The 21,418-nt window shown below is 69.6% G+C and carries 25 protein-coding genes; 18 read left to right on the forward strand and 7 right to left on the reverse strand.

Features of this window, described 5'->3' with window-relative positions; all coding sequences use genetic code 11:
* Positions 1 to 58: 58 nt before the first annotated feature.
* Both P6F26_RS10945 and P6F26_RS10950 read right to left on the reverse strand, forming a co-directional pair.
* Positions 59 to 694: an MlaC/ttg2D family ABC transporter substrate-binding protein gene (locus tag P6F26_RS10945; protein WP_278028725.1), complete on the reverse strand. Its 636-nt coding sequence runs from the start codon at positions 692 to 694 to the stop codon at positions 59 to 61.
* Between the two features lie 29 nt (positions 695 to 723).
* Complete coding sequence (locus P6F26_RS10950; protein WP_278028726.1) at positions 724 to 1,548, reverse strand: MlaA family lipoprotein; 825 nt, start codon at positions 1,546 to 1,548, stop codon at positions 724 to 726.
* A 212-nt stretch (positions 1,549 to 1,760) separates the two neighbouring features.
* Between P6F26_RS10950 and P6F26_RS10955 the strand changes: the two genes are divergently transcribed.
* From P6F26_RS10955 to P6F26_RS10970, 4 genes are read left to right on the forward strand one after another with little or no spacing between them, the layout of a single operon-like run.
* Positions 1,761 to 2,228 carry a RidA family protein gene (locus tag P6F26_RS10955; RefSeq protein WP_278028727.1) on the forward strand — a complete coding sequence of 156 codons (468 nt, stop codon included), beginning with the start codon at positions 1,761 to 1,763 and terminating at the stop codon, positions 2,226 to 2,228.
* Between the two features lie 10 nt (positions 2,229 to 2,238).
* Positions 2,239 to 3,060 carry a glycerophosphodiester phosphodiesterase family protein gene (locus tag P6F26_RS10960; RefSeq protein WP_278028833.1) on the forward strand — a complete coding sequence of 274 codons (822 nt, stop codon included), beginning with the start codon at positions 2,239 to 2,241 and terminating at the stop codon, positions 3,058 to 3,060.
* A gap of 39 nt (positions 3,061 to 3,099) precedes the next feature.
* Complete coding sequence (locus tag P6F26_RS10965; protein ID WP_278028728.1) at positions 3,100 to 4,290, forward strand: GNAT family N-acetyltransferase; 1,191 nt, start codon at positions 3,100 to 3,102, stop codon at positions 4,288 to 4,290.
* Positions 4,287 to 4,589, forward strand: coding sequence for a 4a-hydroxytetrahydrobiopterin dehydratase (locus tag P6F26_RS10970; RefSeq protein WP_278028729.1), 303 nt, complete (start codon positions 4,287 to 4,289; stop codon positions 4,587 to 4,589). The genes P6F26_RS10965 and P6F26_RS10970 overlap by 4 nt, the downstream gene beginning before the upstream one ends.
* Positions 4,590 to 4,643: 54 nt before the next feature.
* Here the strand turns inward: P6F26_RS10970 and P6F26_RS10975 are convergent, their stop codons facing one another.
* Together P6F26_RS10975 and P6F26_RS10980 are read right to left on the reverse strand one after the other, a co-directional pair.
* Positions 4,644 to 5,126: a peroxiredoxin gene (locus P6F26_RS10975; RefSeq protein WP_278028730.1), complete on the reverse strand. Its 483-nt coding sequence runs from the start codon at positions 5,124 to 5,126 to the stop codon at positions 4,644 to 4,646.
* 16 nt (positions 5,127 to 5,142) lie between these two features.
* Positions 5,143 to 5,628, reverse strand: coding sequence for a peroxiredoxin (locus P6F26_RS10980; protein ID WP_278028731.1), 486 nt, complete (start codon positions 5,626 to 5,628; stop codon positions 5,143 to 5,145).
* An 82-nt stretch (positions 5,629 to 5,710) separates the two neighbouring features.
* On the opposite strand from P6F26_RS10980, the gene P6F26_RS10985 reads away from it, so the two are divergent.
* The 5 genes from P6F26_RS10985 to yaaA all read left to right on the forward strand — a co-directional run bounded on the left by P6F26_RS10985 (position 5,711) and on the right by yaaA (position 10,833).
* Positions 5,711 to 6,919 carry an NAD(P)/FAD-dependent oxidoreductase gene (locus P6F26_RS10985; protein ID WP_278028732.1) on the forward strand — a complete coding sequence of 403 codons (1,209 nt, stop codon included), beginning with the start codon at positions 5,711 to 5,713 and terminating at the stop codon, positions 6,917 to 6,919.
* Positions 6,916 to 7,476, forward strand: coding sequence for a 16S rRNA (guanine(966)-N(2))-methyltransferase RsmD (gene rsmD / locus P6F26_RS10990; protein WP_278028733.1), 561 nt, complete (start codon positions 6,916 to 6,918; stop codon positions 7,474 to 7,476). Before P6F26_RS10985 ends, rsmD begins: the two co-directional genes overlap by 4 nt.
* An 88-nt stretch (positions 7,477 to 7,564) precedes the next feature.
* Positions 7,565 to 7,852 (forward strand): hypothetical protein, encoded by a 288-nt coding sequence (locus tag P6F26_RS10995; protein WP_278028734.1) that lies wholly within the window; start codon positions 7,565 to 7,567, stop codon positions 7,850 to 7,852.
* Positions 7,853 to 7,953: 101 nt separating this feature from the next.
* The gene (gene recQ, locus P6F26_RS11000; protein WP_278028735.1) at positions 7,954 to 10,011 is read left to right on the forward strand and encodes a DNA helicase RecQ; all 2,058 of its coding nucleotides are present in this window, start codon (positions 7,954 to 7,956) and stop codon (positions 10,009 to 10,011) included.
* 51 nt (positions 10,012 to 10,062) lie between these two features.
* Positions 10,063 to 10,833, forward strand: a complete 771-nt coding sequence (yaaA, locus tag P6F26_RS11005; RefSeq protein ID WP_278028736.1) for a peroxide stress protein YaaA — start codon at positions 10,063 to 10,065, stop codon at positions 10,831 to 10,833.
* Positions 10,834 to 10,868: 35 nt separating this feature from the next.
* On the opposite strand, the gene P6F26_RS11010 is transcribed toward yaaA, so the two are convergent.
* Together P6F26_RS11010 and P6F26_RS11015 are read right to left on the reverse strand one after the other, a co-directional pair.
* Positions 10,869 to 11,165, reverse strand: a complete 297-nt coding sequence (locus tag P6F26_RS11010; protein ID WP_278028737.1) for a DUF1244 domain-containing protein — start codon at positions 11,163 to 11,165, stop codon at positions 10,869 to 10,871.
* 25 nt (positions 11,166 to 11,190) lie between these two features.
* Positions 11,191 to 11,946: an N-formylglutamate amidohydrolase gene (locus P6F26_RS11015; RefSeq protein ID WP_278028738.1), complete on the reverse strand. Its 756-nt coding sequence runs from the start codon at positions 11,944 to 11,946 to the stop codon at positions 11,191 to 11,193.
* 246 nt (positions 11,947 to 12,192) lie between these two features.
* Here P6F26_RS11015 and pyk point away from each other — a divergent pair, with 246 nt between their 5' ends.
* The 9 genes from pyk to mscL all read left to right on the forward strand — a co-directional run bounded on the left by pyk (position 12,193) and on the right by mscL (position 20,085).
* The gene (gene pyk / locus P6F26_RS11020) at positions 12,193 to 13,641 is read left to right on the forward strand and encodes a pyruvate kinase (protein WP_278028739.1); all 1,449 of its coding nucleotides are present in this window, start codon (positions 12,193 to 12,195) and stop codon (positions 13,639 to 13,641) included.
* A 7-nt stretch (positions 13,642 to 13,648) separates the two neighbouring features.
* Positions 13,649 to 13,879, forward strand: coding sequence for a hypothetical protein (locus P6F26_RS11025; RefSeq protein WP_278028740.1), 231 nt, complete (start codon positions 13,649 to 13,651; stop codon positions 13,877 to 13,879).
* A 112-nt stretch (positions 13,880 to 13,991) separates the two neighbouring features.
* On the forward strand, positions 13,992 to 14,192 hold the full coding sequence (rpmI, locus tag P6F26_RS11030; protein ID WP_278028741.1) for a 50S ribosomal protein L35: 201 nt from the start codon (positions 13,992 to 13,994) through the stop codon (positions 14,190 to 14,192).
* A 13-nt stretch (positions 14,193 to 14,205) separates the two neighbouring features.
* On the forward strand, positions 14,206 to 14,565 hold the full coding sequence (gene rplT, locus P6F26_RS11035; protein WP_278028742.1) for a 50S ribosomal protein L20: 360 nt from the start codon (positions 14,206 to 14,208) through the stop codon (positions 14,563 to 14,565).
* A gap of 155 nt (positions 14,566 to 14,720) precedes the next feature.
* Positions 14,721 to 15,785 (forward strand): phenylalanine--tRNA ligase subunit alpha, encoded by a 1,065-nt coding sequence (pheS, locus tag P6F26_RS11040; protein WP_278028834.1) that lies wholly within the window; start codon positions 14,721 to 14,723, stop codon positions 15,783 to 15,785.
* A 145-nt stretch (positions 15,786 to 15,930) separates the two neighbouring features.
* Positions 15,931 to 18,339 (forward strand): phenylalanine--tRNA ligase subunit beta, encoded by a 2,409-nt coding sequence (gene pheT / locus P6F26_RS11045; RefSeq protein WP_278028743.1) that lies wholly within the window; start codon positions 15,931 to 15,933, stop codon positions 18,337 to 18,339.
* 73 nt (positions 18,340 to 18,412) lie between these two features.
* Entirely contained in the window at positions 18,413 to 19,114 is a 702-nt protein-coding gene (locus P6F26_RS11050; protein ID WP_278028744.1) for a phosphoribosyltransferase, read from the forward strand.
* Positions 19,111 to 19,560 carry a YtoQ family protein gene (locus P6F26_RS11055; RefSeq protein ID WP_278028745.1) on the forward strand — a complete coding sequence of 150 codons (450 nt, stop codon included), beginning with the start codon at positions 19,111 to 19,113 and terminating at the stop codon, positions 19,558 to 19,560. Before P6F26_RS11050 ends, P6F26_RS11055 begins: the two co-directional genes overlap by 4 nt.
* Before the next feature lie 99 nt (positions 19,561 to 19,659).
* Positions 19,660 to 20,085 carry a large conductance mechanosensitive channel protein MscL gene (mscL, locus tag P6F26_RS11060; protein ID WP_278028746.1) on the forward strand — a complete coding sequence of 142 codons (426 nt, stop codon included), beginning with the start codon at positions 19,660 to 19,662 and terminating at the stop codon, positions 20,083 to 20,085.
* A gap of 164 nt (positions 20,086 to 20,249) precedes the next feature.
* Here the strand turns inward: mscL and ald are convergent, their stop codons facing one another.
* Entirely contained in the window at positions 20,250 to 21,368 is a 1,119-nt protein-coding gene (gene ald, locus P6F26_RS11065; RefSeq protein ID WP_278028747.1) for an alanine dehydrogenase, read from the reverse strand.
* Positions 21,369 to 21,418 lie beyond the last annotated feature (50 nt).

The raw sequence follows: 21,418 nt of genomic DNA on the forward strand, positions 1-21,418 counted from the left end.
GGGGGCTTTGCCCCCGGACCCCCAGAGTTTAAGGCAAGGATGAAGTCCGGTGTCGGGCTCAGCCCGTCGCCGCGAGGTCGCGCGTGAGCCGGTCGATGTCTCCGCCGCGCGCGTCGAGCATCGCGCCGATCTCGGAGCGCTCGGAGATCACGAGGCTTACGCCCTCGATCAGGACATCGATGAAACGGTCCTGGCCGCTGCGGTCCCAGACCCTCCATGAGATGTCGTAGGGCGCCTCGCCGGGGACCGTCACGCGCGAGGCGACCTCGACGTAGCGCGAGGTGGATCGCGCGCCGGTCACGGTGATCCGCCCGCCGATGAATTCGCGGAAGCGCCGCCCGTACTTGCGCGCCATGTAGCCTTCGAAGGCGGAGGCGAAGGCGCGCATCTGGCCGGCGCTGGCGGTGCGGGCCGGCGGCCCGAGCACCGACGCCGCGATGGTGGGCACGTCGCCGTAGGTGCGGAAGATCCGTCCGAACTCGCGGATCATCGCCGCCTCGCTGCGGCCGCTGTCGATGACCGATTGCACCTCGGCGACGACCCGGTTCACGAGCGCGGCCGCGGCCTCCGGGCTCTGGGCGCGGGCGCCGTGCGGGAGAGCGAGCGCGAAACCGGCGGCCGCGGCCCCGGCCAGGAGGCGGCGCCGTGCGATCCGGACCTGTGCCATCGTGCCTGCGGTGCCGTCGGTCGTCATTTCGCGGGTCTCCTGCGGGCGGTGCCGCATCATTGGCCGTAGGGGTCGAGGTAGGGATCCACGTATGGGTCCTGACCGGCCGCGTCGCCCGCGCCGGAGAGCGGCCGGGTGGAAGCTGCGCCGCCCCCGAGCTCGAATCGGCGGTTCTGAAGGTAGAGCGATCGCAGCTGGGCGTAGCTGTCGGCGGAATTGTAGAGCACGTCGTCGATCGTGTCGTCGTAGGTGTAACGGTTACCGAAGCCTGCGAGCGCGCGGGTGCCGAGAAGATAGGTGGACTGCGGGGGCTCGGCCACATGGCGCAGCGGGTTCATGACGAGGTCGACCACGAGGCCCACCGAATCCCGCGTGGTCGAGGGCCCGAAGACCGGCAGGACGTGGTAGTCCCCTTCGCCCAGACCGTAGATGTGCATGGTCTCGCCGAAGTCCGTCTCTTCTGCGGGGAGACCCAAGGCGGTGGCGGGATCGAGAAGCCCCGCGAGCCCAATGGTGGAATTGATCGCGAACCGCAGGGTGTTGCGCGCGGCGTCGTCGATGCGGGCCTGCAGCAGGTTGTTCAGAACGTAGCCCGGCTGGTTGAGATTGGAGGCGAAGTTGCCGATGCCGCGCCGGACCGGTCGAGGGACCGCGGCGCCGTAGAACTCCGCCGCCGGGTCGACGATGCCGCGGTCGAGCGCGACGTTGAAGCGGTGGGTGGCGCGATTCTGCTCTTCGCTCGCATCCGCGATGCGGTCGCCGGGCGGAAGCGGCGCCGGACCGCAGGCGGACAGGACGAGGCAAAGAAGGGCCGCGACGCAGCCGGCCGCGCGGGTCCGGCGGCGCGCGGCGGGGCGCGGAAGAAGGTGGGCGAAGGGCAAGGCGGCATTCCCGGCAGCGTGGAAGTCCCGTGCAGCGTAATAGCCGGGGCAGCGGGGGGAAAGGGCAAGATGCCGAAAGTGCCATCGACCCGGTGCGGCGGCGCATCGGCGCACCGGCGCAGCGGCGCGCGCGCGGGCTCTTTCCCTTTCGCCACCGGGCGGATAGCGTCCGCCGCGACGCGGGACTGCCGCCAAGTGGAGGGAAGAACGACATGAGTGGAAAGATCGAAGCACGTCTGGCCGAGCTTGGGGTGAGCCTTCCCGACGCGCCTGCGCCGGCGGCCAACTATGTGCCGCATGTCACCGTGGGCGACATCGTCTACGTCTCGGGCCAGGTCGCGATGCGGGACGGAAAGTTCCTGACCGGCAAGCTGGGTGCGGACATGGACGTCGAGGCGGGCGCTTCCGCCGCGCGGCTTTGCGCGATCAGCCTTCTGGCGCAGGTGCGCGCGGCCTGCGGCGGCGATCTGGACCGGCTCGTGCGGGTGGTGAAGCTGACCGGGTTCGTGAACTCGACCGCCGATTTCGGGGACCAGCCCAAGGTGGTGAACGGCGCGTCGGACTTCCTCGTGGAAGCGCTGGGCGACGCGGGCCGGCACAGCCGCTCGGCCGTCAGCGCGGCATCGCTGCCGTTCGGCGTCGCGGTCGAGATCGAGGGCGTCTTCCAGGTTCGCCCCTGATGCCAGCGCGCTGCGCATGATCCTGCCGCCCGCGTTTCTCGACACGCCGATCGCGCATCGTGGCCTGCACGACGCCGCGAACGGCATCCCCGAGAACAGCCGCAGCGCCGTCCGGCGCGCGGCCGGGGCCGGCTACGGCGTCGAGATCGATGTGCAGCTGTCCTCGGACGGGCGGGCGATCGTGTTCCACGACGACACGCTGGAGCGTCTGACACACGCCAGCGGGCCCGTGAACGGGCGCACCGCGCGCGACCTGTCGGACCTCGTTCTCAGGGACAGCGAGGACCGGGTGCCGACGCTGGCCGACATCCTCGCGCTGGTGGCGGGGCGCGTGCCGCTTCTGGTCGAGATCAAGGACCAGAGCGGCGCGCTTGCCGAGGGACCGGGCGGGCTGGAGCGGGCCGTCGCCGCCGACCTGAGCGGCTATGGCGGTCCGGTCGCGGTAATGAGTTTCAATCCCTTCGTCGTCGCCGCGATGAAGGACATCGCGCCGGAACTTCCGCGCGGCCTCGTCACCTGCGGGTTCATCCCGTCGCAATGGCCGCGGCTTTCGGCGGAACGCTGCGCCGCGCTGCGCTCGATCGCCGCGTTCGGCAAGGCGGGCGCGCGCTTCATCAGCCATGACAGGACCGACCTCGGCAGTCCGCGCGTGGCGGACTTGAAGGCGCAGGGCGTTCCGGTGCTTTGCTGGACCGTCAGGTCGCCGCAGGTCGAGGCGGAGGCGCGCCGCGTCGCCGACAACATCACCTTCGAGGGCTATCTTCCGGACGTTCCCGGGCAGGATCCGGCGCGCTGGGCCGGGATTGACCTCGGGCCGGGACGCACCACCTAGAAGCGTGTTCCAGGCGGCAGCCCCGGACCGGAGGCAGACGTGGACGGAAGTGCACAGATCGAAATCGAGGTCCTGAACAGCCTCGCCGACATCGATGCGGCGGAGTGGGATGCCTGCGCCTGTCCCGAGGCGGCGGATGGCGGGCCCCCGAACGACCCCTTCACCACGCACCGCTTCCTGCGCGCGCTCGAGACGTCGCGCTCGGTTGGGACGGGCACCGGCTGGCAGCCGCGCCACCTCGTGGCGCGCATGGGCGGACAGGTCATCGCCTGCGCGCCGCTCTATGCAAAGGGTCACAGCCAGGGCGAATACATCTTCGACCACAACTGGGCCCATGCCTACGAGCGCGCCGGCGGGCGATACTATCCCAAGTTGCAGATGGCCGTGCCCTTCACGCCGGCCACGGGGCGGCGCTTCCTGACGAGGCCCGGATGGGAGGAGACCGGGCGCGCCGCGCTGGTGCAGGGCGCCGTGCGTCTCGCCGAGGACAACGGCGTATCGTCGCTGCACGTCACCTTCTGCACCGAGACCGAGGCCCGCGAGGGCGAGGCCATGGGCCTGATGCGCCGCTGGAGCCAGCAGTTCCACTGGTTCAATGACGGCTACGAGGACTTCGACGGGTTCCTCGCCGCGCTGAGCTCGCGCAAGCGCAAGAACATCCGCAAGGAACGCGAGCGTGCGCAGTCCTTCGGCGGCGAGATCGAGATGCTGACCGGCGACGCGATCCGGCCCGAGCACTGGGACGCGTTCTGGGTCTTCTACCAGGACACGGGCGCGCGGAAGTGGGGGATGCCCTATCTCACGCGGCGCTTCTTCGACGAGGTGCAGGAGACGCTGCGCGACGACGCGCTGCTGGTCCTGGCGCATCGCGACGGGCAGCCGGTGGCGGGCGCGCTGAACTTCATCGGGCGCGACGTCCTTTACGGCCGCTACTGGGGCTGCATCGAGGATCACCCCTGCCTGCATTTCGAGCTGTGCTACTATCAGGCCATCGACTTCGCCATCGCGCGGGGCCTGGGCCGCGTCGAGGCTGGCGCGCAGGGCGAGCACAAGCTGGCGCGCGGCTATCTGCCGGTGGCCACCCAGTCGCTGCACTGGGTCCGCGACGAGGGGTTCGCCCGCGCCATCGAGCAATACCTCCGGGCCGAGCGTGAAGCGGTCGACCAGGAGATCGAGGTTCTCACGTCGTGGGGGCCGTTCAGGAATGCGCAGGTGGAGGAACAGGAATGACGCAGCCGCACAAGCTGGAAGGCGAGGACCGGACGAAGGCGCTCGAGGCGCTTCGCGCACATGGCTGGTCCGAGGCCGAGGGGCGCGACGCGATCACCAAGACCTTCACGTTCGGCGATTTCAACGAGGCGTTCGGCTGGATGGCGCGGGTCGCGATGGTGGCCGAGCACATGAACCACCACCCCGAATGGTTCAACGTCTACAAGACGGTCGAGGTGACGCTGGCCACCCATGACGTGGGGGGGCTGTCCAATCTCGACGTCGCGCTGGCCTCGAAGATGGACCGCATCGCGAGCTGAGGGGGGCGGGCGGCGAACGCGCGGTCCGCGGCCCGAAAGGTCTTTCGCCGGCTCTCAGATGACCTCGAGCAGCGCCTCGCCCGTCGAGACCGCGCATTCGCCGGGCTTCTCGAGCTGGAGATGGGTGACGACGCCGTCCTCGGCCACGAGCGCGTAGCGCCGCGACCGGTCGTAGAAGCCCACGGCCGCATTGTCGAAGTTCAGCCCCAGCGCCTTGGTGAAGGATGCGTCGGCGTCCGCCAGAAGCGTGATCCCGGCGTCCGTGGCGCCGCTCGTCTCGCCCCAGAGCCGCATCACGTGCGCGTCGTTGACCGAGACGCAGATGATCTCGTCGATGCCCTTCGCGTCGAAGTCGGGTTTCGTCCGCACGAAGCTGGGCAGGTGACGCCCGTCGCAGGTCGGCGTGAAGGCGCCCGGCACGCCGATGACGACCACGCGCCGGCCGGAGGTCCTTTCGGACAGGGTGACAGTGGCCGGGCCCTCGGGCGTCAGCACGGGAAACGTCGCCTCGGGCAGGCGGTCGCCGATCTTGATCATGGTGCGCGTCCCGTCGTCAGAGCGTTTCGAGAAGCTGTTCGCCCCGCGAGATGTCGCAGGTGTTCGGCTCGTCGATGTTGGCATGGGTGACGACGCCGTCGTCCAGCACCACGGCGTAGCGGTTCGAGCGCCCGTAAAGCCCGATCGGCGGCGCCGTGAAGTCCATGCCGAGCGTCCTTGTCAGCGCGCCGTCGGCATCGCCCAGCAAGGTGATGCCCGCCTCCGTTGCGCCCGTCGCCTCGCCCCAGGCCTTCAGCACGAAGGGGTCGTTGACGGCGATGCAGATGATCTCGTCGATGCCCTTCGCGCGGAAGTCTCCCGCGGTGCGGATGAAGCTAGGCAGGTGAGACGTGCTGCACGGGCCGGTGAAGGCGCCGGGCAGGCCGAACACCACGACCTTTCGGCCCGCGACGTACTCCTGAAGCGCGACGGTCTTCGGACCGTCCTCGCCAAGCGTGACGAGGCCCGCGTCGGGGAATTTCGTGCCGATCTCCAGTGTCATGTGCAGTCCCTCATGCAATTGCGTTTCGTTTTGTCGTGGATATAGGTGTCGGGGCGCCCAGCGCCAGTGAAGGAGTGGTGGCATGGAAAAGATCGTCGTGATCGGTGCGGGGCAGGCGGGCGCCTCCTGCGTGGCGAAGCTCAGGGCCGAGGGGTTCGACGGGCGGATCACCCTGATCGGCGAGGAGCACGTCCCGCCCTACCAGCGCCCGCCGCTGTCCAAGGCCTACCTGCTGGGCGATATGGCGCTCGAGCGGCTCTTTCTCAGGCCCGAAAGCTATTACGCCGAGAACGGTATCGACCTGACGCTCGACACCACCGTGCAGGCCATCGACCGCGCCGAACGCAAGGTGATCGCCGGGGGGCGTGCGGTGCCGTACGACGCGCTCGTGCTGGCCACGGGCTCGGTGCCGCGCAGGCTGCCCGCCGGCATCGGCGGCGAGCTGGACGGCGTGCATGTCGTGCGCACCCTGAAGGACGTGGACGAGATGGCGCCGGGGATCGTGCCGGGCGCGCGCGCGCTGATCGTGGGGGGCGGCTACATCGGGCTCGAGGCCGCTGCCGTCTGCCGCAAGAAGGGGCTGGAGGTCACGCTGATCGAGGCCGCCCCCCGCATCCTCGCCCGCGTCGCCTGTCCCGAGACCTCGGCGTGGTTCCGCGAGCTGCACGCGTCCCACGGCGTCGATCTTCGCGAGGGGGTCGGGCTGACCCGGCTCGAGGGTGTCGGGGGGCGCGTCGGCGGCGCGATCCTTTCGGACGCGAGCGCGCATCCCTGCGACCTCGTGATCGCGGGCATCGGGGTCACGCCCGCCACGGCCCTGGCGGAGGCCGCCGGCATCGAGGTCGAGAACGGCGTCCGGGTGGACGCGACGGGCCGCACGAGCGACCCGGCGATCTGGGCCGCCGGCGACTGCGCCAGCCTGCCCTTCCGCGGCGCGCGCATCCGGCTGGAGAGCGTGCAGAACGCCATCGACCAGGCCGAGGCCGTGGCGCGCAACATCCTCGGCGCGGACGAGGACTACGTGCCGCATCCATGGTTCTGGTCGGACCAGTACGACGTGAAGCTGCAGATCGCAGGCCTGAACGCGGGATACACCGATGTCGTCGTGCGGCAGGCGGGCGCGGGGCGGTCGCACTGGTACTACGCCGGCCCGACGCTTCTTTCGGTGGACGCGATGAACGATCCGCGCGCCTACATGGTCGGCAAGCGCCTGATCGAGGGCGGCATGTCCCCCGACCCTGCCGCGGTCGCCGACCCGCAGACGGACCTCAAGGCGCTGCTTCGCCCATGAGGATCGTGGCGGGGCGTTGGCGCGGCAGGACGTTGGCCGATGTCGGCGCGGGCGACGCCGGGGCGCATCTGCGCCCGACCACGGACCGCGTCCGCGAGAGCCTGTTCAATCTCCTGCTGAACGGAAAGCTGGGGGACCCGGTGACCGGGTCGCGGGTCCTCGACCTGTTCGCAGGCACCGGCGCGCTGGGCCTCGAGGCGCTGTCGCGCGGGGCCTCGCATGTCACCTTCGTCGACAAAGGCACGGCCGCCCGGGCGCTTCTGCGCGAGAATGTCGGTCGCTGCGGGGCGCAGGGCGCGACGAAGATCTTCCGGCGCGACGCCACCGATCTCGGCGAGGGGCGCGGCGCGCCGTTCGACCTTGTCTTTCTCGACCCGCCCTATGGCCAGGGCCTCGGCGAGACGGCGCTTGCCTCGGCCGTCGCGGGGGGATGGATCGCGCCCGGCGCGCTGGTCGTGTGGGAGGAGTCCGCCGCGCCGCTGCCGCCGCCGGGCTTCGAAAGGCTGGACGAGCGCGCCTATGGCGGCACGCGCATCACGATCCTGAGGGCGCCATGACGCGCCGCCGGCACGGGCCCCGCGGGGCGGCCGCGCCTTGAGCGCCGCCGCGCATCACTGCCCGGCTTGCGGCACCGCCCTTCCCGCCATGACCCGGTATCCTTGGTACATCTGCGCGCTCTGCCGCGAGCGGATCACGGACGTCGACGGCTATCGCCTCGAATTCGCCAACACCTCGGTATCCGGGGGCTTCGCGTGGCGCCGCGCGGGCGAGCCCGCCTTTCACGAGGCGCGCGGCTATCTCGGGCTTCTGGACGGGCGTCCGGTGCGCGTCGGGGAGGCGCGCTTTGGCGGCATCGTGGCCGAACCCGTCGCCTCGCCGCTGGGCGAGCTTGGCCCCATCGGCCCCGTCGAGGGGCCGCCGCCCGGCGATTGATCTCGCGACGAGATGTCGTGGGTCTTGTTTACGATTCCTCAATATGGGACCCTGAGGATCAATCGCGCAAAATCAAATAAAACCCTGCAGGCCCCGTTCCCATGCTTGAGACACGCCCCGACCCATCGGCGCTTCTGTCCTCCGTTTTCGGATTCGAAGGGTTCCGTCCGGGCCAGGCGGAAATCGTCGCCTCGGTCGCGGCGGGGCGCAACGTGCTTGCCATCATGCCGACGGGCGGCGGAAAATCCCTGTGCTTCCAGTTGCCCGCGCTGATGCGCGAGGGGGTGACGGTCGTGATCTCGCCGCTCATAGCTCTGATGCGCGACCAGGTGCGCGGGCTGCGCGAGGCCGGTGTGACCGCGGGGGGCCTGACCTCGGGCAACACGCCCGAGGAGACGGACGAGGTCTGGCAGGCGCTGGAGGAGGGGCGGCTGAAGCTGCTCTATATCGCGCCCGAACGCCTCTCCTCGTCGGGGACCGAACGGATGCTGCGCCGCGCCGGCGTCTCGCTGATCGCCGTGGACGAGGCGCATTGCGTCAGCCAGTGGGGCCATGACTTCCGGCCGGATTACCTGAGAATCGGAGAGCTGCGGCGCACGCTGAACGTGCCGCTCGCGGCCTTCACGGCCACCGCCGACGCCGAGACGCGCGACGAGATCGTGAACCGCCTTTTCGACGGCGCGCCGCCCGAGACGTTCCTGCGCGGCTTCGACCGGCCGAACCTCGGCCTCGCCTTCGAGGTGAAGAACCAGCCGAGGCAGCAGATCCTCAGCTACGCCGCCGCGCGCAAGGGCCAGTCCGGCATCGTCTATTGCGGCACGCGCGCCAAGACCGAGACGCTGGCGCAGGCCCTGCGCGAGGCAGGTCACAACGCCGTAGCCTATCACGGCGGCATGGACGCCGAGGCGCGGCGGCACGTCGAGCATCGCTTCGCCACCGACGACGGGCTGATCGTGGTGGCCACGGTCGCCTTCGGCATGGGCGTGGACAAGCCCGACATCCGCTGGGTCGCGCAGGCCGACCTGCCCAAGTCGATCGAGGCCTATTACCAGGAGATCGGGCGCGCCGGCCGTGACGGGGCGCCGGCCGACACCCTCACGCTCTACGGGCCGGACGACATCCGCTTTCGCCGCGGGCAGATCGACGAGGGCCTCGCTCCGCCCGAACGCAAGGCCGCCGACCATGCGCGCCTGAACGCGCTTCTGGGTCTGGCCGAGGCCACGTCCTGCCGCCGCCAGAAGCTGCTGGGCTACTTCGGCGAGACGTCCGAGCCCTGCGGCAACTGCGATCTCTGCGCCGCCCCGCCCGAGACATTCGACGCCACGACCGCCGTCCAGAAAGCCCTGAGCGCGATCCTGCGCACGGGCGAGTATTTCGGTGCCGGACATCTCGTGGACATCCTGACCGGCACCGACACCGAGAAGGTGCGGGCCCGCGGGCACGACCGGCTGCCGACCTTCGGCGTCGGCACCGAGTTCGACCGCAAGGGCTGGCAGGCCGTGTTCCGCCAGATGATGGGCCACGACCTCGTGCGTCCCGACCCCGAGCGACACGGCGCGCTGCGCGTGACCGAGGCCGCGCGCCCGGTCCTTCGGGGCGAGACCGCGATCACGCTGCGCAAGGACACGCTCGCCCGTGGCGCGGCGCGGCGTCCCGCCGCCAGGGCGCTGGTCTCGGACGAGGACGCCCCGCTTCTGTCCGCGCTCAAGGCCAAGCGCCGCGCGCTGGCCGAGGCGGGGCGCGTGCCGGCCTACGTCATCTTCACCGACAGGACCCTGATCGAGATGGCCGAAACGCGGCCCCAGAGCATGGACGAGTTGGCCCGCATCTCGGGTGTCGGCGCGACAAAGCTGGAGCGCTACGGCGCGCAGTTTCTCGCCGTGATCACGGGCGAGGCGGCCGCGCCCGCCCATCCCGCGCGCCGCAAGCTTGCCGGGCGCGACGCCGGCGCGGTCTACGACCGGCTCCTGTCGATACAGGCCGACCTCGCGCGGGGGGAGACGGGGCTCGACAAGCCGCTGTCATGCTCGTCCTCGCAGCTTGCGAAACTGGCTGACTTGCGCCCGACCGACCGCGAAACCGTCGAAAGACTGCTCGGCGACAGGCGCGCGGACCGTTTCGCCGACGCCTTTCTGGACGTTCTGCGCGAAGCGGGCTAGGTGCCCGCTACCGCATGCAACACCGCCCCGACCGACGAGGAGGAATGCCCTATGCTGACCGTGATTTCCCCGGCGAAGCGTCTCGACTGGACCGAACGCGAGACGGAGATGACCGAGCCGCGCTTCCAGCCCGACGCCGAGGTGCTGGCCCGTGTCGCCCGGGGTCTTTCCACGGACGAGCTCACGAAGCTCATGGGGATCTCGCATGATCTCGCCAAGCTGAACGCCGAGCGGTTCGCCCGCTTCGGCGAGGGCGACCGCCGTCCCGCGGCGCTCGCGTTCGCGGGCGACACCTATGCCGGGCTCGAGGCCGCGAGCCTCGATGCAGACGCGATGCGGTACGCGCAGGAGCGCCTGCGCATCCTGTCCGGTCTCTACGGGCTTTTGCGGCCCCTCGACGGGATCGAGGCCTACCGCCTCGAAATGGGCAGCCGCCTGAAGACCGATCGGGGCCGGTCGCTGTATGACTGGTGGGGCGACAGGATCGCGCGGACGCTGAACGAAGAGGCGCGGGCGGTCGGTGCGCGCACGCTCGTGAATTGCGCCTCGGTGGAATACTTCTCGGCCGTGGACGCGAAGGCGCTGGACCTCGATGTCGTGACCCCCGTCTTTCTCGAGGAGAAGTCCGACGGCCCGCGCATCGTCAGCTTCTTCGCCAAGAAGGCGCGCGGCGCGATGGCCCGCTTCATCGTCGAGAAGCGGCTCGACGCGCCTGAACAGATCCTCGACTTCGACACAGGCGGTTATGCCCATGCGCCGGGGTTGAGCGAACCTGGCAAGCCCGCGTTCCTGCGCAGCGCCGCCGCCGAGCAGGCCGCCTGAGCGCGCTGAGGCCGGCGCGTCCGGGCCGCGATGCCTCAGTGACCGGGGTGCGATTTCCCGAAGGCGGCCTTCTGGTCGTCGGTCGCCTCGGACTGGAATTTCGCCTTCCACTCCGAATAGGGCATCCCGTAGACGACCTCGCGGGCGGCCTCCTTGTCCATCTCGACGCCCCGCTCCGCCGCGGCTTCCTGATACCAGCGCCCAAGGCAGTTCCGGCAGAACCCGGCAAGGTTCATCATGTCGATGTTCTGCACGTCCCGGCGTTCGTCGAGATGGCGGAGGAGCCGGCGGAAAGCGGCGGCCTCGAGTTCCAGCTTCGTCTGTTCGTCCATGTCGGATCCTCCGGTTGGTGCTTGCTCAGAGGTCGGCAATCCTCAGCGCCGCGTCAAGCATCGGCGCGAGGCGGGCGCCCCATGCCGCCTGCTGCGCGCCTGTCGCGATCAGGTCGTTGCGAACCTCGATCAGGACGTGCGGCAGGCCTGTCCGCACGCCGTGCCGGTCCAGGGCGTCGCCCGGCAGGTGGCCCGAATAGGGCTGGTTGTCGCCGACGCACAGGTCCGCCTCGGCGTTCAGCCGCGCCAGAAGCGGCAGCGCAAGCCGCGTGTCGCCGGCATAGAGCACACCCACATGCCACGGGCGCGGCGGCCTGCCGACGAATTGCGGCGTGAAGGAATGCACGGCGACGATCACCGGGTTCTCGCGCGCCGCGATAAGGCCCTCGATCGCCTTGTGGTAGGGCCGGTGGTAAAGGCGCAGGCGGCGCTCGACCTCGGCCGCGTCCGCGTGGCGGTTGGCGGGAATGATCGAGCCGTCGTAGACCTTCATCAGGAGCGTGGGATCGTCCTCGCCCCGGTTGGGGTCGATCACCAGCCGTGAAAAATCCGACAGGATCGCCGGGGCGTCGAGCGCGCGCGCCAGAGCCCGCGCCACGCCGGCGGCCCCGACGTCATAGGCGATGTGGCGTTCCATGTCCTCGGGCGGAAGGCCGAGGTCCCCGCCCGCGACCTCTAGGGGCACGCGGTTCGAGGCGTGGTCGCACGTCACCACCCAGCGCGACGGGCGGTCCGCGCCTTCGACGTGACAGACGGCATCGGCAGGATCGGGCGGCGTCATGGTCCCGTGGCATCCCCTTCGTTCGACGCGATGCCATAAGCGAGGCGTGACGGGATGGAAAGCCGTGCGTGGACGGGTCCGGTCGCGGCTGCGCGGCATTGCGCGGTTGTCCTGTCGCCGGGAATGCGCCAATACGGGCACAACCCCGGTGTGAGCGGTAACGGACGTGGCAACTCAGGCCGCAGGGTCCGCACGGCCGCGCCGCAACCGGACAACAGGGACAAGGTCACGAAAGCGAGCGGACCCATGAAACGCGCAAGACATGTGAAGATCGTCGCCACGTTGGGGCCGGCCTCGGACGGCTACGACATGATCCGGAAACTGTTCGATGCCGGGGCCGACGTGTTCCGGCTGAACATGAGCCATGGCGGCCATGACGAGATCCGCGCCCGCCATGCCGCCATCCGTCAGGTCGAGAAGGACACCGGCAGCCCGATCGCCATCCTCGCCGACCTGCAGGGGCCGAAACTGCGCTGCGGGACCTTCGCCAACGGCGAGGGCTACGAGCTGGAGAACGGCGCGCGTTTCCGCTTCGACCTCGACCCGACGCCGGGCGACGCGCAGCGCGTGCAGCTGCCGCACAAGGAGATCTTCGAGGCGATCGAGCCCGGATCGAGGCTTCTGGTCAACGACGGCAAGGTGCGCCTTCGCGTCGACGAGTGCGGCCCGGATTTCGCCGAGTGCACCGTGCTGGCGGGCGGGCCGATCTCGAACCGCAAGGGCGTGAACGTGCCCGACGTGGTCCTGCCGCTGGCCGCACTGTCCGAAAAGGACCGCAAGGACCTGGAATTCGTCTGCGATCTGGGCGTCGACTGGCTGGCGCTGTCCTTCGTGCAGCGCGCGGCGGACGTGCACGAGGCGCGCGGGCTGGCCAAGGGCCGCGCCGCGATCCTCTCCAAGATCGAGAAGCCCGCCGCCGTCCAGGCCTTCGAGGAGATCCTCGACGCCTCCGACGGGATCATGGTCGCGCGCGGCGATCTGGGTGTCGAGCTTCCGGTCCACGCCGTGCCGCCGATCCAGAAGCGGCTGGTGCGCAAGTGCCGCGCGGCGGCCAAGCCCGTCATCGTCGCCACGCAGATGCTGGAAAGCATGATCGAAAGCCCGATGCCAACGCGCGCCGAGGTATCGGACGTCGCGACCGCGCTCTACGAGGGTGCGGACGCGGTGATGCTGAGCGCCGAAAGCGCCGCCGGCAGCTACCCGATCGAAGCAGTGACGACGATGCACAACGTCGCGGTCGAGGTCGAAAGCGACAGCAACTACCGCGACATCATGCAGGCAAGCCGCGCCGTGAAGCGCAACTCGACGGCGGACGCCATCGTCTCCGCCGCCCGCGAGATCGCCGAGACGGTCGACATCAAGGCGATCTGCTGCTTCACGCAGTCGGGCAAGACCGCCGCGCTGGTGGCGCGCGAGCGTCCGGGTGTGCCGATCCTCGCGCTGACGCCGCTGATCGGGGTGGCGCGGCGGATGTGCCTGACATGGGGCATCGTCAACATCGTCACCGAGGAGCAGGTCCGCTTCAAGGGCGCGGTCGTCAACGCCGCGAGGGCCGCGCGCTCGGGCGGCTACGCGACCGAGGAAGACCAGATCATCGTCGTCGCGGGCGTTCCCTTCAACGTGCAGGGCTCCACCAACATCCTGCGCGTCGCGCCCTGTGCCGAACGCCTGATCTACGCCACCGATCCCGAGTGAGGGCGCGATGGCGATCGGCGCCGACATCCTGATCGTCGCCGCGACGCTGGTCCTCGGGGTCTCGATCGCCTCGGTCGTGGCCCGCTGGAGCGAGCGGCGCTGGTCCGTTCCCGGCCTCGTCGGGCTGGCCGTGGCGGCGGGGCTGTTCGTTCATGTCCACCTGCGCACGGAAGGCGGGCTGACATGGACCGACGTGCCCGACAGCTTCATCCTTGTGGCGGCGCGGGTGCTGAACTGACGGCTTGCCAGTGTGACGCTTAGGATGTAAGCGACCCGCTCCAACGGTGCGACCGGCCAGAACGGCATGCCGAGTCGCGCCCGAACCGCTCTATCAAGAACAGGAGACGGAAATGCCGAAGATGAAGACCAAGTCGAGCGCCAAGAAGCGCTTCAAGGTGACCGGCACCGGCAAGGTGGTGGCGGCGCAGGCCGGCAAGCGGCACGGGATGATCAAGCGGACGACCAAGTTCATCCGCACCGCGCGGGGAACGACGACGCTGTCGGCGCCCGACGCGAAGATCGTCAAGTCCTACATGCCCTACGACCGCTGAGGAGGCCTGAACCATGTCCCGCACCAAAGGTGGAACCGTCACCCATCGCCGCCACAAGAAGGTTCTTGACGCGGCCAAAGGCTATTACGGCGCGCGCTCGCGGAACTTCCGCACCGCCACGCAGGCCGTCGACAAGGCGAACCAGTACGCCACCCGCGACCGCAAGAACCGCAAGCGCCAGTTCCGCGCCCTGTGGATCCAGCGGATCAACGCGGCGGTTCGCGCCCATGACGAGGCGCTGACGTATTCGCGCTTCATCAGCGGTCTGGCGAAGGCCGGGATCGAGGTCGACCGCAAGGTCCTCGCCGATCTCGCCGTGCACGAGCCCGACGCCTTCGGCGCGATCGTCGCGCAGGCGAAGGCCGCGCTCTGAGCCATCGCTTCGCAGGCTGAATTCGGGCCCCCGCCGGACATCTCCGCGCGGGGGCCTTTCCTTTTGCGGGGTCCGGCCCGCCTTGCAATCCGGGCGGCGCGTGGTAGGGGAAGCGCCGGACCCGAAAACGGCGGAGTGCGCGGATCATGGACGGTTTGGATCAGCTGAAATCGGACTGGCTCGGCCGGATCGGGCAGGCCGGGGACGAGGCCGCGCTCGAGGAGCTTCGCGTCGCCGCGCTGGGCAAGAAGGGCGAGATCAGCCTCAGGATGCGCGAGCTGGGCAAGATGACCCCGGAGGAGCGTCAGGTCGCGGGCCCGGCGCTGAACGCGCTCAAGGACGAGGTCAACGCGGCGATCTCGGCGAAGAAGGCCGCGCTTGGCGACGCCGCCCTCGACGAGCGGCTCAGGGCCGAATGGCTCGACGTCACACTGCCCGCCCGCCACCGCCGCGCCGGCACGATCCACCCCGTCAGCCAGGTGACCGAGGAAGTCACGGCGATCTTCGCCGACATGGGCTTCGCCGTCGCCGAAGGCCCGCAGGTCGAGACCGACTGGTACAACTTCGACGCGCTGAACATCCCCGGCCACCACCCCGCGCGCGCCGAGATGGACACCTTCTACATGCACCGCGCCGAGGGCGACGACCGCCCGCCCCACGTCCTGCGCACCCATACCTCTCCGGTGCAGATCCGGCACATGGAAGCCTATGGCGCGCCCTGCCGCGTGATCGCGCCCGGCCGGGTCTACCGCGCCGACTACGATCAGACCCACACGCCGATGTTCCACCAGGTCGAAGGCCTGGCCATCGACCGCGACATCTCGATGGCGAACCTGAAATGGACGCTGGAGGAATTCTTCTCGGCCTATTTCGGCACGAAGGTCAGGACCCGTTTCCGCGCCTCGCACTTCCCGTTCACGGAACCCTCGGCCGAGGTCGACATCCAGTGTTCCTTCGAGGGCGGCACCGTGAAGGTCGGCGAGGGCGACGGCTGGCTCGAGGTTCTGGGCTCGGGGATGGTGCATCCCAAGGTGCTGTCGGCAGCGGGCGTGGACCCGTCCGAATGGCAGGGCTTCGCCTTCGGCATGGGCATCGACCGGATCGCGATGCTGAAATACGGCATCCCCGACCTGCGCGCGTTCTTCGACAGCGACCTGCGCTGGCTCAGGCACTACGGCTTCAGCGCGCTGGAGGTGCCGACGGTCCACGCGGGGATGTGAGCGCCTTCTCACGTCGAGGCCGCTTCGCCGCGGTGGCATGGCCGCGATGATGCGCCTCGGCCGACGGGGCCGCGCCATTTCCCCGGGTGGACACCGCGCACAGAGACGCTAGAACGCGCTGAACCGCGCGACGGAGCCTGCACGCATGAAATTCACCCTGTCCTGGCTGAAGGATCACCTTGAGACCGATGCGTCGGTCGAGGAGATCGTGGAGACGCTGACCGACCTCGGCCTCGAGGTCGAGGACGTCGAGGATCGCGGCGCGCGGCTGCGTGATTTCACAATCGGCAAGGTGGTCAGCGCCGAGAAGCATCCCGATGCCGACCGGCTCCGCGTCTGCCAGGTCGAAACCGACGAGGGCGTGAAGCAGATCATCTGCGGCGCGCCGAACGCACGGGCGGGGATCACCGTCGTCGTGGCAAAGCCCGGCGTCTACGTCCCCGGCATCGACACGACCATCGGCGTGGGCAAGATCCGCGGGATCGAGAGCTACGGGATGATGGCCTCGGAACGCGAGATGGAGCTGTCCGACGAGCATTCCGGCATCATCGAGCTGCCCTCGGGCGATGTCGGGCAAAGCTTCGTGGACTGGCTTGCAGTGAACGACCCCGCCAAGGTCGATCCGGTGATCGAGATCGCGATCACGCCGAACCGGCAGGACGCGCTTGGCGTCCACGGCATCGCGCGCGATCTGGCCGCGCGGGGTCTCGGGACGCTCAAGACGCGCAACGTGGAGCCGGTGCCGGGCGCCTTCCCGTGCCCCGTCGAGGTGCGCATCGACGAGGACACGCTCGACGTCGCGCCGCATTTCGCCGGCCGCCTGATCCGTGGGGTGAAGAACGGCCCGAGCCCCGCATGGCTTCAGGACCGCCTGCGCGCCATCGGGTTGAGGCCGATTTCGGCGCTCGTCGACATCACCAACTTCTTCACCTACGACATGAACCGTCCGCTGCACGTCTTCGACGCCGGCAAGGTGCACGGGACCGTCCGCGTGCACCGTGCGCGGGGTGGCGAGACGCTCGAGGCGCTGGACGACCGGACCTACACCTTCGCGCCGGGCCACACGCTGATCTCCGACGACAACGGCGTCGAAAGCATCGCGGGCATCATGGGCGGCGAGGCCTCGGGCTGCACCGAGGAGACGGTCGACGTCTTCCTCGAAAGCGCGTGGTGGGACCCGGTCCATACCGCCTACACGGGCCGCGATCTCAAGATCAATTCCGACGCACGCTACCGCTTCGAGCGGGGGGTGGACCCCGAATACACGCTTCCCGGCCTCGAAGCCGCGACGCGCATGGTGCTGGAGCTGTGCGGCGGCGAGGCCTCGGACGTCGTCGAGGCAGGTGCGCCGGTGAAGACCGCGCGGAGCTATCCGCTCGACACCGCGCGGGTCATCAGCCTCGTGGGGATGGAGATCCCCAAGACCGAACAGGTGCGCATCCTGACCGCGCTGGGCTTCTCGGCGACGGGCGCGGGCGACGTGCTCGAGGTCTGGGTCCCGTCGTGGCGTCGCGACGTTCAGGGCGAACCGGATCTTGTAGAAGAAGTAGCGCGCGTCGCCTCCCTTACCCGACTGGAGCCGAAGCCGATGCGCCGGCCGAAGCCGGGCGTGCCCGCGCCGGTCCTGACCGCGGGCCAGAAGCGAGAGCGCGCCGCGCGCCGGACGATGGCGACGCTCGGCTACAACGAATGCGTGACCTACAGCTTCATCGACGAAGCTTCGGCCGCGCTGTTCGGGGGCGGGGACGCGGCCACGCGCCTCGAGAACCCGATCTCGTCGGAACTGAGCCACATGCGCCCCGCGCTTCTTCCCGGCCTCCTGCAGGCGGCGGCGCGCAACCAGGCGCGCGGCATGTCCGACCTTGCCCTGTTCGAGGTCGGGCACGCGTTCCACGGCGGCGAGCCGGGCGAGCAGCACGTCGAGGCCGTGGGCCTTCTGGTCGGCCATTCGGGCCCCCGCGACCCGCATGGCGCGCGCCGTCCCGTCGATGTCTTCGACGTCAAGGCCGACGCCGAGGCGGTCCTGTCGGCGATGGGCGCGCCCGCGAAGGCGCAGATCCTGCGGGGCGGCCCCGGCTGGTGGCATCCGGGGCGTCACGGCATGATCTGTCTCGGGCCGAAGAAGGTCCTTGGCGTCTTCGGCGAATTGCACCCGCGCATCCTCAGGGCGATGGACGTGAAGGGGCCTGCCATGGCCTTCACGCTGTTCCCCGCCGAGATCCCCATGCCCAAGGACACCAGCGCAAGCCGGGGCGCCGCCACGCTGTCGGACTTCCAGGCCGTGGACCGCGACTTCGCCTTCGTCGTCGATGCCGGGGTCGAGGCCGGGGCATTGGTCAACGCGGCGCAGGGGGCGGACAAGTCCCTGATCGCCGGGGTTCAGGTCTTCGACGAATTCGTCGGCGGCAGCCTTGGCGAAGGCAAGAAGTCGATCGCGCTGAGCGTGCGGCTTCAGCCCTTCGACCGGACGCTGACCGAGGAGGAGATCGAGGCGGTCGCGGCGAAGATCGTGGACAAGGTCTCGAAGGCGACGGGCGGCGTCCTGCGCGGCTGAGGAGCTGCGGCGCGGAACCCGTCCCCTTCCAGCCGGGTTTCGGGGAAAACCGTCCTAGGGGAAGGGGCCGCCCATGTTCGATACCCGCGAAGCCGCCGCGCGGCCTCTGGCCGAAGCCGTCGTGGCGGCTGCGCCCCCCGACCCGGTCGTACTCGCGCTTCCGCGGGGGGGCGTGCCCCTCGGTCGCATCGTGGCCGATGCCCTCGGCGCCCCCCTCGACCTCGTCTTCGTGAAGAAGATCGGTCTGCCGGGCCAGCGCGAGCTTGCGGCGGGGGCGCTGGTCGACGGCGCTTCGCCGCAGACGCTCTGGAACAGGCAGGTCCTGTCGCTTTCGGGCCTGTCCGAGGCGGATTTCGAGGACGAGATCGCGCAGCTTCTGGACCAGATCGCCGAGCGCCGCCGCTGCTATCTCGCGGGCCGCGATCCAGTCCCGCTGAAGGGGCGGACGGCGATCCTCGTCGATGACGGCATCGCCACGGGCGCCACCGTGCGGGTGGCCGTCGAGGCGATGCGCAAGGCGGGCGTGCGCGAGGTCTGGGTCGCCGTGCCGGTCGCCCCGGCCGACATCGTTCCAGCCCTGGAGGCCGAAGCGGACCGCGTCATCTGCCTGCGCGTGCCCGACCCTTTCTACGCCGTCGGCGCCCATTACCGCGATTTCGGCGAGGTGACGGACGAGGATGTCATACGCTTGCTGGGTTCGCAAAGCGACTTGCCCGGGACGGTCGACGCGTTACCGTCGGGCCCGCACATGGACGGCAAGGAGCGGAAGACATGACGTTGAACGTATATCTCTCGGGCGAGATCCACACCGACTGGCGCGAGCGGATCACCGCGGGCTCCGAAGACCTCGACGTGGAGTTTTCCGGCCCGGTGACGGATCACGCGGCAAGCGACGATTGCGGCGTCGCGATCCTCGGCGCGGAGGATCGGAAGTTCTGGCACGACCACAAGGGCGCGAAGCTGAACGCGATCCGCACGCGCAACGGGATCGAGATGGCCGACATCGTCGTCGTCCGCTTCGGCGAGAAGTACAAGCAATGGAACGCCGCCTTCGACGCGGGCTACGCCGCGGCGCTGGGAAAGCCTCTGATCGTGCTGTCGATGCCCGACCACCAGCACGCGCTGAAGGAGGTGCACGCCGCCGCGCTCGTCGTCGCCGAGGAGCCCGAGCAGGTGGTCGACGTCCTGCGCTATACCCTGACCGGCAGGCTTCCGGGCTGAGGCGCCACCGGCGCCCGCTTGCAAAGACGGCGCGCCCGCGCTTGACTTGCGACGACGCTCGCCGGTCCGGCGCGGGCGATGACAGACTGGTAGAGGGCAATGATCAAGGAATTCAGGGACTTCATCGCTCGTGGCAACGTCATGGACATGGCCGTTGGCATCATCGTCGGCGCGGCCTTCACCGCCATCGTGACATCGCTCGTCGGCGACCTCATCAACCCGGTGATCGCGATCTTCACGGGCGGAATCGACTTCTCGGGGTGGTTCTACGCGCTCGACGGGGAAAGCTACGCGTCGATCGCCGCGGCGCAGGAGGCCGGCGCGCCGGTCTTCGCCATAGGCAACTTCGTCATGGCGCTGATCAACTTCCTGATCGTGGCCTTCGTGGTCTTCCTGCTGGTGCGGTCGGTCAACCGGATCAAGGAACGCTATGCCGAGCCGCCCAAGCCCGCGGCGGAAGAACCGAAAGGGCCGACCGAGCTCGATATCCTGATGGAGATCCGCGACGCGCTGAAGAAGTCCTGATCGGAGGCAGGCACGATGGCGGCGGCGCCCGGTCCGCGACTTCCGCTGAGATCGCGCCCGGTTCATGTCGCCCGCCATGATCGAGGTCGCGAGGACCGGGAAGGGACCAAGCGAACAGGTCCCCTCCATCGGCTTCTCCATCAGGTGGACGCCGGCCTGAGCCCTCAGCCCTTCACGATGAGCGAGGGCGAGGTCACGTCAATCCCCAGCGCGTGGCCGACGGCGTAGTTCGTCAGCCTGCCGTCATGCGTGTTCAGCCCGGCGAGCAGATGCGCGTCCTGCCGGCAGGCCTCGCGCCAGCCCTTGTCGGCCAGCGCGATCATGAACGGCATCGTGGCGTTGCCGAGCGCGATGGTCGAACTGCGCGCCACCGCGCCGGGCATGTTGGCGACGCAGTAGTGAACGACCCCGTCGACCTCGTAGATCGGATCTTCGTGCGTGGTCGCGTGCGACGTCTCGAAACATCCGCCCTGGTCGATGGCGACGTCCACGATCACCGCGCCGCGCTTCATCGAGGACAGCTGCGCCCTGCTGACGAGCTTCGGTGCGGCCGCGCCGGGGATTAGGACGGCACCGATCACGAGGTCTGCCGTCGCGACAAGCTGCGCGGTCGTGTCGGCGCTGGCGTAGCGCGTCCTGAAGGCGCCGCGATAGACGTCGTCGAGGTATCGAAGCCGCGGCAGCGAACGGTCCAGCACCGTCACGTCGGCCCCCATGCCCGAGGCGATGCGTGCGGCCTGCGTGCCGACCACGCCGCCGCCGATCACGACGACCTCGGCGGGGCCCACGCCCGGCACGCCGCCCATGAGGACGCCGCGCCCGCCATTGGCCTTCTGCAGCGCCCATGCGCCGACCTGCGGCGCGAGACGCCCCGCGACCTCCGACATCGGCGCCAGAAGCGGCAGGCCGCCCGCCGCGTCCGTGACGGTTTCATAGGCGATCGCGGTGACGCCGCTGTCCAGAAGGTCGCGCGTCTGCTCGGGATCGGGGGCGAGGTGCAGGTAGGTGAACAGGACCTGCCCCTTGCGGAGGCGCTTGCGCTCGACGCTCTGTGGCTCCTTCACCTTCACGATCATGTCCGCCTCGGCGAAGACCTCGTCGGCGCTGGCTGCGATGCGCGCCCCGGCGCTGCGGTAGTCCTCGTCCTCGAAGCCCGCGCCGAGCCCCGCGCCGGTTTCCACCAGCACGTCGTGGCCATGAACGATGGCCTCGCGCGCGGCGGCGGGTGTCAGGCCGACGCGGTATTCCTGCGCCTTGATCTCCTTCGGGCAACCGATCTTCATGTGTTCTCTCCCTTGCCTCTCTATGGTGGAGGATGCCCCTTCCGCGTATC

Origin of the sequence: Roseicyclus salinarum, assembly GCF_029624655.1 — a bacterium.
Classification (GTDB): Bacteria; Pseudomonadota; Alphaproteobacteria; order Rhodobacterales; family Rhodobacteraceae; genus Roseibacterium; species Roseibacterium salinarum.